Below are 14,381 nucleotides of genomic sequence, written 5' to 3'. Positions count from 1 at the left end.
CAGTAAATAAGAGTTATAATTAGAAATCGATCGAGTCTTCATGATTGAGAATTGTTTGCAGTATTTCTAGGGGAACAGTAGCAAAGTATTGCTGGAGAAAGTTTTCTAGGGCTACCGCTTCCAGAAATTGCTTAATCTTATTCATTTTTGCCTCATGATTGACTAATTCAAAGGATAAATTTTCTTGATTTTCCTTGACTTTAAAGCCATTTTCTGCTAGGGAAATTAATCCTAATTCTAGGGTATGATAACTGAGGTTTAAGCGGTTTTGTAATTGTTGACGGGAAATACTGGTTTTAGTTCTAGCTAAATATTTCCCAATCCCCACAAGGTTTATCCATGGGGTGTGAGCGGATTTTTTTAAAGGACTAGCATAGGCAAGAACTAACTTTTTATCGCGTAAAATTGCCTGTTGATATTCCCTAGAAAGTTTTGTCCAATCCCGGGGACATTCCCAAAGAAAAAGGGGATTTAATTGGTTAACTTCTTGATTAATTTCTCGATTGCGATTGTCGATTAAAAAATCTTTTTTATTGCTATAGATTATGGATTCTTGTTGATAGGGTTGCAGAGCAATTAAGCGCACTTCATAGCGATTTTTGGAGGTATTAAAATCTAATTCGACTAAGGCATTATAATGGGTATCGGCAGCAATTTCGTCTTTGTGATGACCCCACCACATACCGGGGAATCCCTGCTCGATTGAACTATCCCAGATATCAAAAGTTGTTCGGAGATAAGTAATTTTTTTGCCTTTGAAATCCTCAAGATTTTTATGCCAAAGATTTTGAAAATAACAATTTTGAATTAATAGCTTTGGTGTCGGATTACCCATCCCGCAGGGTTCCAGTAATTTTAATTCTCGAAATAGACTTTTTCCCAATTGGGAAACCGTCACCACTGCATCCACTTCTATCTGAGAAGAAAGGGAAGTTAAATCAATTCCTGTGCGTCGTAACTGTTGATTAATTCCCTCAATAAATAGGGGTAAATTTTCTATGGTTAAACTTAAACCCGCGGCCAAAGGATGACCACCAAAACGATGTAAAAGATGGGATTGAGAGGATACTAATTGATAGAGATCGATCTCACGAATTGACCGAGCGGAACCCTTAGCAAAAGGTGGTTCACTGGTACTTAATAAAATTGTTGGTCGCTGGTATTCTTGGGCAATTTGTCCCGCAACTAATCCTAAAATTCCCGCTGGCCATTGGGGATCATCTAAAATAATTACATTAGTGGTAGAAAGATCAATTCTCTCTAGTTTTTTCTGAACTTGTTTAATAATATCCCGTTGGATTTCTTGGCGACGAATATTGGCTAATTCCGCTTGTTCAGCTAATTCGTGACAACGCTTTTCATCTTCACTGGTGAGTAATTCCACACAAAATCTAGCATCACCATAAATGCGACTGACGGCATTAATTCGCGGTCCAATACCGAAGGATATATCCATCGGTCTATCTCCGGTTTTGTTACATAACTCGAGTAATTTTTTAACTCCCAAGCGCTGAGTATTTTGGAGTTTTTGAAGACCTTTTTGGGCTAAATAACGACATTCTCCCGTCAATTTGACTAAATCAGCAATTAAACCAATCGCAACTAAATCCAGTAAATTTTCTAGGGGTTTTCTGGGAATATCTGCAAGGGTTAAATACATCGCTTCCACTAATTTATAAGCAACAGCAACCCCAGAAAGATGATAGAAAGGATGGGTTTCCACAAAGTAGCGGGGATTAATCAGGGCAATCACCTCGGGGCGCTCGTCGGGTAGGGTATGATGATCGGTGATGATAATATCGATTCCTAGACTGTTTGCATAGTCAATTTCAGCGATATTCGTGCTTCCCGTGTCACAGGTGACGATTAAACGGGTTCCTTGATGCGCTAGTTTCTCGATACCGGGACAATTGAGGCCGTGGGATTCTTTTTGGCGATCGGGTATGTAATAATCTAACTGTTGATAGGGTGGCAAAAACTGCCCTAATCCTTCCCAAAGGACACTGGTAGCGGTGACACCATCGGCATCGAAATCACCCCAAATAGTCACTTTTTCGCCTTTATTTAGGGCTTTTTCCAGTCTTTTGACGGCGAAGTTCATTTCTTGCCCAAAATCAAAGGGAGTTTTTGACTGATAAGCTTTCTCATCCAGAAACGTCCGCAGAGTCGCCCCATCTTGGACACCGCGATGCCATAATATTTGTGCCACGACGCTGCCATCCGACTTTGGGGTGTAGTCTTGGACTATTTTTAAAAACTCTTGGGGAAGCTCTACCGATGGGGGAATTTGCCAGTTAGACACGGGATATCAGGGAAAAAGTTAAAAAGGTGGCAGTTTTTGTGATTTTCCCTATCTCCATTTAGCCACCACTAACGGGGGGAATTAGAACTATCTCATCGCCATTTTCGAGGATTTTCTCTCCCGAAACAAACTGAAGATTGACTCCAAAACGAGTAACATCCCGCCATCTTTCTAATTGAGGATAGGGGGCTATAATATAGTTTAACACTTCTGAGACAGAAGTGTGGGCAGGAAATTCGAGGTTTAATTGTGAAGTTTGATAGACTTCTTGATAAATAGCAAATAGTTTTACTGTTACCATAATTTTTTCCATATTTTTCCTAGGATAATAACATCAATTGAGAACCCTGTTCGGTTTTGCGGACTTCGATGCGGTGTTGAAAAGCTTCTTTAAATTGGGGCATATGAGTTACAGTCAAAATACAGGCAAAATCGGCGGATATAGCATTAATTGCCGCAATTAAGCGATCGCATCCTTCCGCATCCTGAGTTCCGAATCCCTCGTCAACAATGAGCATTTGTAGGGCTGTTCCGGCTCTTTGTGCCAATAATCTCGCTAAAGCTAATCGAATCGAGAAATTAATCCGAAAAGCTTCCCCTCCTGAATAGGTTTCGTAGGGACGAGATCCCCGGGTATCGCCAATAATAATATCTAAAGTATCGATTGACTTTTGTTGCTGTTTCTTAGTACCTTTACCGCTTTTTTGGGTTAAAAAATGCACATGAAATTGATTACCAGTTAAGCGAGCTAAAATATGATTAGTTTGTGCTTCTAACTCTGGTAAAACATTCTCAATCATCAGAGTTTGTAACCCATTTTTGCCGAAAGCTATGGCTAAATGTTTATAAACTGTATATTGTTTTTTAACTTTAGCTAAATCGCTCTCTTTTTCTGTCAGTTGTTTACCTAAAGTTTCTAGTTGATGTAATTTCTCCTCAACCCGACCTTTTTGGGAGAGCAATCCATCAATTATCTGTCTTCGCTGTTGAATATTAGTCGATAATGCGGCTATTTCTTGGCGATAGTCAGTCAAAGTACCAATCTTTTGAATAATATTTGCTAACTCCTGATTTATCTTCTGGCGATCCTCATTTCGCAGCTGTAATCTTTGCTCAATGTCAGCAATTTTAGCAGCTATTTCTGGATAATTTTTTTCTGCTTGTTGCCAATCTCGATACTGTAATCTTACCCCCTGTAATTGTCGGATCAGATTTTGAATATTCTGATGTTCACTGCGATCGTAATTTAAGTTTTGAATAAACTTTTCTAAGCGTTCAATTTCCTGTTTAAGTGGGGAATTTTGACCTAGTTCTCGTTTCTCCTGTTCTAGTTTAGCTAATTGGTTAATTAAATTAGGTTTCTCAGCCTTAATATTAGCTAAACGACGGTTTGCTTGCTTAAGTTCTGATTCTTGAATTTCTGCCCAACGCCATCTTTTTTCTTCTCCTCTGACTAAAGCATGACTTTGTTCATCATAATTTAATAAGGCGATTTCTTGATTGACAATTTGCAATTCTTGCTGTAATTCTAGGGCATAATTGCCACTGCTTAAAAGTGCTTCTAACTCCACAAGTATCTCTTCGTTTTTCTCTAGTTCTATTTCCTTTTCTTCAATAGTTTCTAACTTGACTTCTAACTGCATATATTTTTGTTGTAGATTCGATCTTACTGGCAATTCTTGTTTAATTTGGGCTAATTCCTCGCGTAAACGTTTTAAATCTCGATCGCAGTCTGCCATCCGTTCCTGTAAAGACCAAATTTGCTCTTGAATTTGTTCTTGATTTTGATGGGTTTTCCTGATTACCTGATGACGGTGATGACTGTCTAAATTCTGTTCACACAGAGGACAAACCGAATCGGGAATATTTAATTTTTCCAATTTATCAGTTAACTCTAAAAGTTGTTCTTCATATCTTTTCTGCTGCTCCAATAAACTTTTTTTATCCACTTGTTTAACGGTTTCCTTTTCTTCCACTCGTTCACAATAGGTTTGTTTTTTATCTAATTCCTTAATTCGTTTGGCTAAATTGAGAGCTTCCTCTCTTAGCAGCGGAATACGAGCGATTTCTGTCTCTAATTGTTGCCGATTTTTTTGCAGTTGTTCCCGACGAGCGTTAATCCTGGCTTTTTCCCGTTCCAACTGCATATTTAGATCAGCTTTTCGGCTATTTAAAGGAGCATATTTTAAAGCTAATTTATCCAATTCCTGAAGACGTTGACGATGATAATTTAACTTCTCTAATGCTGCTTGAATATCCCCCGCTTGCTCGATAATTTTTTGATTTTCTTGCTCCTGTCTTCGCAATTCTTCTAAACGAGCGCTCGTTTGTTGGATGGGAAGGGTAAATTCGTTAATTTTTTGCTGTAATTTCTGTTCTAATTGTTGTTTATCATACTGGGCCTGTTGCCAAGCTTGCAATTGACTTGACAAACTTGCCTCTTTCTGGTCTAAATTGATTAGGCGCTCGTGTGCGGTAATAATCTCATTTTTGCGATGAAGAATAGTCCTTATTTGATTTAATTGATTGTCTAGACTAACTTTTTCCTGGTCTAATCTCTCAATTTCTGCTAATAAAGCTCGCTCCTGTTCTCTTTGCCACTGCAGCTGTTTTTCCCAATTCTGACGCTGATTTTCCTCCCCTTGCAGTTGCTGTAAACGCCGATTATTTACCTCTTGTTCTTGATTAATTTGGTTAATTTGGGTGCTTAACTCTTGCAGGTGTTCCCGATAAGAATTTTTCTCCTGAAGACGGAGTTTGATAGTTTCTACTTGCTGCTCGATCTGGAGGGACTGTCCATCGAACTGTTTCGATATATCCTTGGCTTTATTCGCTAAAATTTCATAGCGATCTAGTTGTAATAATTCTGCTAAAATCTGTTTACGACCACTGGGAGGCTGTTTCATAAACTCGTCCGCTTGTCCCTGTCGTAAATAAGCAGAATTAATGAAAGTTTTATGGTCTATTTTTAGATAAGTATTAATCTGTGCTTGGGTATCTTTAATACTTTTACCCGATAAAGGACGAAAACTTTGATCATTAATCACCTGAAAATCTAAACCAGAAGCTTTTCCCCCCCGGTGACGACTACGGATAATTTTATAGATTTCTCCCCCATAACTAAACTCGAAATCTACCCGCGCATAATCGCTGCCCGCATGAATGACATCATCAGCAATCGAGACGCGACTTTCTCCCCAAATTGCCCAAGTAATTGCTTCCAGTAAAGAGGATTTTCCCGCACCATTGGCACCACAAATACAGGCAGTATGTAATCCGCGAAAATCTAGCACTGCCTCGCGATAACTGAGAAAATTTTTTAGGGTTAATTGTAGGGGAATCATAAGCTGGGAGAAATTATGAATTATGAATTATGAAGTGGGGAGATGGGGAGATGGGGAGAAAGGAGAGGGAGAGAATGCAGTACAAGGCATAATTAGCGGAAATTCGGTCACTCAGCCTCAGTAAAATATTGGTATCAAATAGATAGTTAGCCATCAGTCATAGATAGTTTCACGCCCTAAGGCTTCATCGGGTAATCCGGGGGTATCCTTGGGTTGACTTTCCAGAAATTTTAGCCAATCTTCTGCTTTTTCGTGGGAGGTCATCTCTTCAATTTTTGGCGAAGTTCTCTGAGTTAGAAATTGGCTGAAGTTTAAGACTTCTTGTTGTTTTTCTAAAGGAAGTTTTCGCAAGTTTTCGATAACGGCTTGTTCAATATTCATCGAAATTCAGCTTGTCGATTAATCGGCGTACTAAAAAGCATCAATGTCTTCAATACCCGCCCTTTACCCATTATATCACCCCCCCGCTCTGGCACTGACCAAATCCCACCACTTGGCTGCGATATTATTCCTACGCAAGTACCTAACCGCTCAGGGTCCCTCGATTTGCTACTCTAAAGGAAAGATAACCGATTCTTAAGACTAAATCTATGAGCATTCCCGAAATTAGCGTCCATGAACTCGCTCTCCGTTTAGCCGATCATGATCCTAATTTACAACTTATTGATGTGCGCGAACCGGAGGAAGTTGCCATGGCATCTGTGGCCAATTTTACCATTTTACCCTTGAGTCAATACCAAGAATGGTCGCCCACTATTGCCAGCCAATTCAACCCCCAAGCAGAAACCCTGGTTATCTGTCATCATGGCATGAGATCCCTGCAAATGTGCCAATGGCTACAAAGTCAGGGTTTTACTAATGTTAAAAATATTAACGGTGGCATCGATGCTTATTCCCTCCTCGTCGATCCTAATATTCCCCGTTACTAATTTTCATGGCCCCCATCGGGAAAAGAGAGGGGTAAACTATCCCCTTTCTCCCCACGGAGGACTGACTACTGATAACTGATAACTGAATAAGCGTTATACTGTCTAGAAAAATGTTATAAATCTTTTCTTAAGATTATTCCCCTATGTCCGCTAGAACTAATCTCAGCGATCGCTATCAACATATCTTAAAGGCGACAATTCAACATTATATCGCCACAGCCGAACCGGTTGGCTCGAAAACTCTGCTAGAGGAGTACAAATTTACGGTTAGTTCCGCCACGATTCGCAATGCTCTCGGTAAACTGGAAAAAGAAGGTTTGCTCTATCAACCCCACACTTCCTCCGGACGCATTCCCTCCGATTGGGGTTATCGTCTCTACGTCGATGAATTAATGACTCCCGATGACCGTATCGGCGAAAAAATCGGCTATTATCTGCATCAAAACGCTAAATCTCCCGCTTGGAGTCTCGAAAGTCTGCTGCAACGGGCCACCCAGTTTTTAGCCGGTTTAAGCGGTTATATCGCTATCGTTACCCTCCCCCACACCCTCACTAATACCCTGCGTCATCTGCAATTAATCCCCGTCTCAGCCAAGCAGATAATGTTAATTATTGTTACAGATAGTTTACAAACACGCTCGGTTATGATAGAGATTCCTGAGTCTATCGCAACAGACAAGGGGGATGGATTAGCAGAAGAATTACAAATCCTCTCTAATTTTCTCGGGGAAAAATTAAAAGGTTATTGCTTGGCAGATTTAATTAACCTCGATTGGCAGCAAATCGAGCGAGAATTTGCCCGTTATACCCATTTTCTCCGACAATTAAGCCAAGAAATCAGCGCTAGTCTCCAATCCACTGCCACCCCAGAGATTATCGTCCATGGTGTCGCTGAAGTCATTCGACAGCCAGAATTCGCCCAATGGCAACAAGTACAAATGTTACTGCATCTATTGGAAGCAGAACAGGACCGCCTTTTACCCCTGATTTTACAAAGACCAGAACCAGAAAAATCAGCTAAAAAAGTCAAAATCACCATTGGTTCCGAAAATCCTCTGGAATCCATGCGCCCTTGTACTCTTATCTCCGCTTTTTATAAACAGGGAGATACTCCCGTCGGTAGTGTTGGCATTATCGGACCGACGCGAATGTTATACGAAAATACCATTCCCCTAGTGGAATCCACCGCTAACTATCTCAGCGAGGCTATAAGTAAGTAGATATCCCCCGCAAAGGTTCGGGAATAGGACAATCGACAGTAAACTCTAAAATTGTCTCACCATCCCCCAAATAGCCAGAATTGGCAAAACAGAGCAACATCCGCACCAGCGCCACCCACACCTCGGCATCGAACTCCCAATCCTGTCCCCGACGCGCTCCACAGGAGATCGATTTTAGCGCCCAAAAATAACTATTTCTCACCACTGGACCGCCTTTTTTATAAACTGGTACATCCTCATGGTGAATATAAAGAATATCATCTTTAGCGATCGCTCTCATCGGTGGCTAGGAAAGTTACAGGAATTTTCAGCTTATCGTCTAGAGAATAACACCCTATAGGAAATTTTGGGCGCATCCCCTGCACCCCTACCATTTTTAATAACTTCTGTTTATCACCACAAATAAGAAATGCCGCTTTTCTAGTGGAGGCACAAAAAGCTATAATTCTACCTTAAACCCTCGTTTTTTATCCCTAGAGCGATCGAGTTTTCCTGATTATTATTCAGCTATGACCACCGATACTATCACCACTCCCTCACCCAAAAAACTCTGGTTAGCAGCCCTGAAACCACCAATGTATAGTGTGGCGATTATACCGATTATTTTGGGAACAGCGATCGCTTATCAAGAAACAGGTCAATTTTCTTCCCCGATTTTTGTCACTTTTATCCTCTCAGCTATTTTAATTCTCGCTTGGTTAAATCTCAGTAATGATGTTTTTGATGCCGATACCGGGATCGATGTTAATAAGGCACATTCGATCGTTAATTTAACTGGCAATAAATGTTTAATTTTCTGGCTAAGTAATCTTTTTCTATTATTAGGAATCGCCGGCATTCTTGCCATTAGTTATTGGCGAGGCGATTGGACTATCCTAGAATTAATCGCCCTCTGCTGTTTTTTGGGCTATACCTATCAAGGGCCTCCCTTCCGTCTTGGTTATCAAGGATTAGGTGAAATTATCTGTTTCTTTACCTTTGGACCCTTGGCGATTGCGGCTGCCTACTATTCCCAAGTCGGTGCTTTTTCTCTCTCTAGTCTAGCGGCTTCAATTATTATCGGGATTACCACTTCTATCATCCTTTTTTGTTCCCATTTCCATCAAGTTGCCGATGATCTCAAAGCGGGTAAAAAATCACCTATTGCTCGTTTAGGTACTTTAAAAGGTTCTAAAGTTTTAACCGTAGTGACGGTTCTCGTTTACGTTTTAACGGTAGTTTTTGTCCTGCTCCAGGTTTATCCCCCTCTCACCCTTTTAATCTTCCTTAGTCTCCCTTTCGCTTGGCAATTAGTCCACCACGTTAACCAAAATCACGACCAACCTCAGCTAGTCAGTAACTGCAAGTTTATAGCGGTTAATCTCCACTTTTTTAGTGGCATTCTCTTCTCCCTTGGCTATTTCCTTGCTTCCCGTTGATCAACCCGATTTTTTTCTTAAACCCCTTGACAAAACCCCATCACTTGACATACACTTATATTCATAATGGGAATCCGTGCCTGCCTGCGAACCCCTCATTTTTAGCCTAGATAGACCGAAAAAAATCAACTGACTTGAATCAGTTATCAGATTTAAGTTTTAAGTGTGCAGTATGTATTAAGTGGGAAGTATTAAATACGGCGGATTCAGGCTTAGTTTGGTACATCTTCCAGTTTCCTACTGTCTTTTTGGGCTCTTCTAGGTTCTGTGTGATAAGTTTAACTTACATAGGTAGGATCGATCGATCTTTGTGTCCTATGTGTCTCTGTAGTTCCCTCCACTCCCTCGCCAGCAGGACTGTATCTTAGAATACATTTTACCCACCAAACCGGGGAGAGCCCTTTTTGCTGTTTACTGTTTACTGATCACTGAAAACACTTCCTCATTCATAATTCATAATTCATAATTCATAATTCATCGCCACAAATCAAGGTTAGCATGAGTGAACAGCCCCTCGGATCGGTTATTCAAGGTTCCCTGAGTGAAGGTTTAGAAATCCGTCTTTATCCGGATATTTCGGTAGAAGATATGCGCGTCGGTAAATTTTTGGTGGTGCAAGGCACTCGCTCGCGTTTTTTCTGTCTCCTCACCGATGTCTCCCTGGGTAACTCCAGTCCCCGGATTATCGCGAATCCTCCCCATCCCGATGATAGTTTTATGCGCGATGTTTTAGCGGGTAGCGGTACTTATGGTACGATTGAACTATCACCTATGCTCATGTTTACCCCGACTGGAGGTAATTCCCCGGCAGTTTCCGACACTTCTTTAGGCTCTTTTCAACCCCAAACCAGCGCCGATTTAGAATTACTGCCAGTTAAAACTATTCCCGCCCATTTTAGCCAAGTTTATGAAGCTTGTGAGCAGGATTTTCGCATGGTTTTCGGTTGGGAAGATGATCCCACCAGAAAGAATTTTGCTATTGGTCAACCCCTTGACATGGACGTGCCAATATGTATTAATCTTGATCGCTTTGTGGAACGTAGTAACGGTGTTTTTGGCAAATCCGGGACGGGAAAATCCTTTTTAACTAGGCTATTAATTTCGGGCATTATTCGCAAACAAGCAGGGGTTAACCTCATGTTTGATATGCACTCGGAATACGGTTGGGAAGCGATGAAAGAAGGGAAGGAGGTTTCTACGGTGAAAGGATTATGTCAATTATTCCCCGGACAAGTAGAAATTTATACCCTCGATCCCGATTCTACGAAACGCCGGGGAGTACGAGGAGCGCAGGAATTATTCTTAAGTTATAATCAGATTGAAATTGAGGATATTCGTTTAATCGGTCGGGAATTAGGTATCTCGGAAGCTAGTTTAGACAATGCCAATATTCTCTATAACGAGTATGGAGAATCTTGGATTACTCAGTTATTAAATATGAGTAACGAGGACATTAAAATCTTCTGTACGGAAAAACAAGGCCATGCGGGATCAATTATGTCCCTCCAGAGAAAATTAATGCGTCTAGATAGTTTGAAATATTTAAAAAGTTCTTGTCCCCACAATTATATCGATCAGGTTTTACAAGCTTTAGATGCAGGTAAGCACGTTGTTATTGAATTTGGCTCCCAAAGTAATATGCTTTCCTATATGTTAGCCACCAATATGATCACCCGTCGGATTCATGCTAATTATGTTAAAAAAGCTGAATATTTTTTACAAACTAAAAACCCCGTTGATCGGCCGCAACAGTTAGTGATTACCATTGAAGAAGCTCATCGATTTCTTGATTCTGCTGTGGTACATCAAACTATCTTTGGAACCATCGCCCGGGAGATGCGAAAATATTTTGTTACTCTCTTAATTGTCGATCAAAGACCTTCAGGAATTGATAACGAAGTTATGTCTCAGGTAGGGACGAGAATCACCTGTTTATTAAACGATGAAAAGGACATCGAAGCCATATTTACTGGGGTTTCTGGAGGGGGAAGTTTGCGATCAGTTTTAGCAAAATTAGACTCAAAACAACAAGCTTTAGTTTTAGGTCATGCGGTTCCTATGCCGGTGGTAATTCGTACTCGGGCCTACGATCAAAAATTCTATACTGAAATAGGTGCGACCGACTGGCGAGAATTACCCGATGAGGAAGTATTAGCGGCGGCCAAAATTGCCAAAGCCGATCTAGGATTTTAGAAAAATTGATTTTTGATTGTAGAATAGAGTTGGGTTATTTTTACTGAGAAGAAACCCTAGATGAAAACTGGTTTCCCTAACTATGCAACAAGGTGATTTAATCGAGATCGAGATTACCGACCTCAACCATACGGGCGAAGGTGTGGGAAAATACCGAGGACAAGTGATTTTTGTGCCAGATACGGTTATTGGCGATCGCATTCAAACTCGCATCACCTATATCAAAAAAAGTCATGCGATCGGCAAACTACAAACTATTCTACAAGCATCTCCCCATCGTATCCGGCCCCGCTGCATCGTCGCTGATAAATGTGGTGGTTGTCAATGGCAACACATCGAGGATCAATTTCAGCTTCGGGTCAAAAAAGAGCAAGTACAAGAGGTATTAACCAGAATTGGCGGTTTTACCGATCCTTTGGTTTATCCTCCCCTCACCGGTAATTCTCCCCTCGCTTATCGCAATAAAGCTACCTATCCCCTCGGATTTTCCCCCACCGGCAATGTGCAAGCAGGTTATTATCGTCGCGGCAGCCATCATCTGATTAATCTCAATCAATGTCCGATTCAAGATCAGGCTTTAAATCCGTTTCTAGCGGAGATAAAACAGGATATTCAAGAGAAAGGCTGGTCAATTTACGATGAAAAGACCCATCAAGGACAATTACGCCATTTATCCCTGAGAATTGGCCGCCACACGGGAGAAATTTTATTAACCCTGATTAGTACCGATAATAATTTACAGGGAATTGAGACCCAAGCGCAGCAATGGCTGGCAAAATACGCCAATTTAGTCGGTGTAACCGTCAATTATAACCCCGATCGAGGTAATGCTATTTTTGGCGCTCAGACCACAACTATTGCGGGAAGGGATTATATTAACGAAAAGTTCGCCGGATTAACCTATCAATTGGCTGCCGATACCTTTTTTCAGATTAATACAGAGGCTGCTGAAGCTTTATTGGCGGTTATTTGCCAGAAATTAGAGCTTAAAGGTGAAGAAATTCTTATTGATGCCTACTGTGGTATCGGTACTTTTACTTTACCCCTCGCTAAACGGGTTAAAGAGGTGATTGGACTAGAATCCTATAGCTTTTCCCTCGATCGAGCCAAAATTAACGCCCAATTAAATAATATTACCAACACAACCTTTATTTTGGGAGCAGTAGAAAAAACTTTACCGCAACTGACAGTTAAACCCGACATTATTCTACTCGATCCGCCCCGCAAAGGTTGCGATCGATCTGTCCTTGATAGCCTGTTACAGCTGCAGAGTCAACGCATTGTTTATATCAGTTGTCAAAGTGCAACTTTAGCCAGAGACTTGCAATATCTCTGTCAAACAGGCGATTATCAACTGCTAGAAGTGCAAACCGCCGATTTCTTTCCCCAAACTCCCCACGTCGAATGCGCTGCTTTTCTTAGACAAAAAAACACAGATATGGTAGGATGAAATAAGGGGAAAAACCTGACACTTTAGCCGTTTATGGCTGAAAAGTCAACGGTTAAAGATAATAGCATATTAAGCCCCGTTCCAGTCAACTACTTTTTTGATTAACCACTCGCTCAAAGCTGCCTTGATTCTCGATTGGTTTGTAGATCAATCATAAAAATATCTAATCCATCTCAGAGACAGAAAAGGGACAAAATATGACTTATTAGGTATGGCAATCATCGGTTAAGAGACCTTAATCTTTCTGTAAGAGAACAGTCATTTAATAAAAGCTAGAGGTAAAGCGTGTGATTGCTATTTCACTGCCAACAAGTAAACGAAGCTGGAACACCATGAGTTTCGCTTCCACCTTGTATCTTTGTCCGATTTTAGATTTATTGACCGCTAGTATTCCCGAAGAGTTAGAACCAGAAATTAGATTAGGATTGCAGGAAGCTTTAGTTAATGCCGCTAAACACGGTAATCATCTCGATCCCAGCAAAACCGTGGTTGTTCAATTTTCCAGCAGTAGAGACGAGTATTCTTGGGTAATTACCGACGAAGGTGGTGGATTTACCCCCCGTTGTCACCATCATGGCTGTAGTTGTGATTGTCCCGATTTTCCCCCCGAAGAAGCGGAAAATGGCCGAGGACTGTGTATGTTATATCAAATCTTCGACCAAGTTCACTGGAATCAAACAGGAACCCAACTGAAACTTTCTAAACAAATTAAACAGGAACGCTGGTTGAATTAATGACCGTGAGAAGGACAGGGAGGAGCAGAAATCGAGCGATCAAGCCAGCCTGTAGCCTGTTGTAGCCGAGGAAGTGCTTCTTCTGGCTGATTATCTAATAAAAACACCAAAGCCGTCCCCAATTGTTCAGCGGCCCGAGCATTACGGTTGGCCTTCAGACGATGCCAATCAATCGGTGCGATCGCCAAACGTTCCGCTAAAATCCGCGCCAATTCCAGGGTAGATAGATCATCAACAGTCTGAGATGAGGAAGAGACAGGGGATGGAATCATAATCAAAAGGTTTCGTAAAACCGTAAAATCGTCTATAACTATAGTTTAGACGCAGGAAATCGGATCGAGTCCATGTCCTTAGAAGAAAACCCCTACCCTAACGATGAATCGGCAGAATTTACCCAAGCAATTGCAGAAGTCGAAGCGGCGATCGCATCACTAAAAGACCGTTATCGACAGATCAACGAAGCAGAACAGCAAAAAAAAGACCTAGAGGCACAATTTAGCCAAATAGAACCCCAATGGCGGGAAAATCCCCTACCTGAACTAGAAAAGGAATTAGTACAAATTCGCGAACAGATTCAAGAATTAGAGGTAATTTTAGAAAGCAATTTACTTAAAGAAGGGGAATTAAAGCGCCTATTCTGGGAAGGAATCCGTCGCGGACTACTGGGGGAAGTTTTTTGGCAAATTGTCCGCTTTGGTGGTATTGGAGTCTTACTGGGTTGGATTCTGCGATCCTGCAGCGGGTGATTACCTGCACCGGAAGTGGGGTGTTGGGGTGTTAGGGTGTTGGGG

At 41.2% G+C, this 14,381-nt stretch carries 13 protein-coding genes; 7 read left to right on the top strand and 6 right to left on the bottom strand.

Annotated features, from left to right (window positions below; all coding sequences use genetic code 11):
* Nucleotides 1-19: 19 nt before the first annotated feature.
* From recJ to IQ234_RS05705, 4 genes are all read right to left on the bottom strand, one after another.
* Nucleotides 20-2,302 (bottom strand): single-stranded-DNA-specific exonuclease RecJ, encoded by a 2,283-nt coding sequence (gene recJ / locus IQ234_RS05720; RefSeq protein ID WP_193956368.1) that lies wholly within the window; start codon nt 2,300-2,302, stop codon nt 20-22.
* Nucleotides 2,303-2,360: 58 nt separating this feature from the next.
* On the bottom strand, nt 2,361-2,615 hold the full coding sequence (locus IQ234_RS05715; protein WP_193956367.1) for a MoaD/ThiS family protein: 255 nt from the start codon (nt 2,613-2,615) through the stop codon (nt 2,361-2,363).
* Between the two features lie 7 nt (nt 2,616-2,622).
* Nucleotides 2,623-5,646, bottom strand: coding sequence for an exonuclease subunit SbcC (sbcC, locus tag IQ234_RS05710; protein WP_193956366.1), 3,024 nt, complete (start codon nt 5,644-5,646; stop codon nt 2,623-2,625).
* 153 nt (nt 5,647-5,799) lie between these two features.
* Complete coding sequence (locus IQ234_RS05705) at nt 5,800-6,027, bottom strand: DUF2281 domain-containing protein (RefSeq protein WP_108937726.1); 228 nt, start codon at nt 6,025-6,027, stop codon at nt 5,800-5,802.
* A 209-nt stretch (nt 6,028-6,236) separates the two neighbouring features.
* Between IQ234_RS05705 and IQ234_RS05700 the strand changes: the two genes are divergently transcribed.
* Together IQ234_RS05700 and hrcA are read left to right on the top strand one after the other, a co-directional pair.
* A complete protein-coding gene (locus tag IQ234_RS05700; RefSeq protein WP_002760272.1) occupies nt 6,237-6,575 on the top strand; it encodes a rhodanese-like domain-containing protein in 339 nt (112 codons plus the stop codon).
* A gap of 143 nt (nt 6,576-6,718) precedes the next feature.
* Nucleotides 6,719-7,795 (top strand): heat-inducible transcriptional repressor HrcA, encoded by a 1,077-nt coding sequence (gene hrcA / locus IQ234_RS05695; RefSeq protein WP_193956365.1) that lies wholly within the window; start codon nt 6,719-6,721, stop codon nt 7,793-7,795.
* On the opposite strand, the gene IQ234_RS05690 is transcribed toward hrcA, so the two are convergent.
* A complete protein-coding gene (locus IQ234_RS05690) occupies nt 7,782-8,075 on the bottom strand; it encodes a hypothetical protein (RefSeq protein WP_193956364.1) in 294 nt (97 codons plus the stop codon). The genes hrcA and IQ234_RS05690 overlap by 14 nt on opposite strands.
* 229 nt (nt 8,076-8,304) lie before the next feature.
* Between IQ234_RS05690 and menA the strand changes: the two genes are divergently transcribed.
* From menA to IQ234_RS05670, 4 genes are all read left to right on the top strand, one after another.
* On the top strand, nt 8,305-9,213 hold the full coding sequence (gene menA, locus IQ234_RS05685) for a 2-carboxy-1,4-naphthoquinone phytyltransferase (protein WP_193956363.1): 909 nt from the start codon (nt 8,305-8,307) through the stop codon (nt 9,211-9,213).
* 498 nt (nt 9,214-9,711) lie between these two features.
* The gene (locus tag IQ234_RS05680) at nt 9,712-11,406 is read left to right on the top strand and encodes a helicase HerA domain-containing protein (RefSeq protein WP_193956362.1); all 1,695 of its coding nucleotides are present in this window, start codon (nt 9,712-9,714) and stop codon (nt 11,404-11,406) included.
* An 82-nt stretch (nt 11,407-11,488) separates the two neighbouring features.
* Nucleotides 11,489-12,856, top strand: coding sequence for a 23S rRNA (uracil(1939)-C(5))-methyltransferase RlmD (gene rlmD / locus IQ234_RS05675; RefSeq protein ID WP_193956361.1), 1,368 nt, complete (start codon nt 11,489-11,491; stop codon nt 12,854-12,856).
* 332 nt (nt 12,857-13,188) lie between these two features.
* Nucleotides 13,189-13,590: an ATP-binding protein gene (locus IQ234_RS05670; protein ID WP_185240447.1), complete on the top strand. Its 402-nt coding sequence runs from the start codon at nt 13,189-13,191 to the stop codon at nt 13,588-13,590.
* Here the strand turns inward: IQ234_RS05670 and IQ234_RS05665 are convergent.
* Nucleotides 13,587-13,862: a DUF6439 family protein gene (locus IQ234_RS05665; protein ID WP_110579110.1), complete on the bottom strand. Its 276-nt coding sequence runs from the start codon at nt 13,860-13,862 to the stop codon at nt 13,587-13,589. The genes IQ234_RS05670 and IQ234_RS05665 overlap by 4 nt on opposite strands.
* 72 nt (nt 13,863-13,934) lie before the next feature.
* Here IQ234_RS05665 and IQ234_RS05660 point away from each other — a divergent pair, with 72 nt between their 5' ends.
* Nucleotides 13,935-14,336, top strand: a complete 402-nt coding sequence (locus tag IQ234_RS05660) for a hypothetical protein (protein WP_002750374.1) — start codon at nt 13,935-13,937, stop codon at nt 14,334-14,336.
* The last annotated feature ends 45 nt before the right edge of the window (nt 14,337-14,381 follow it).

Origin of the sequence: Microcystis aeruginosa LEGE 91341, from assembly GCF_015206885.1 — a bacterium.
Taxonomy (GTDB): Bacteria; Cyanobacteriota; Cyanobacteriia; order Cyanobacteriales; family Microcystaceae; genus Microcystis; species Microcystis aeruginosa_H.
Note: the sequence above shows the minus strand (reverse complement) of the source record. Positions and strands in the feature narration are given on the sequence as shown.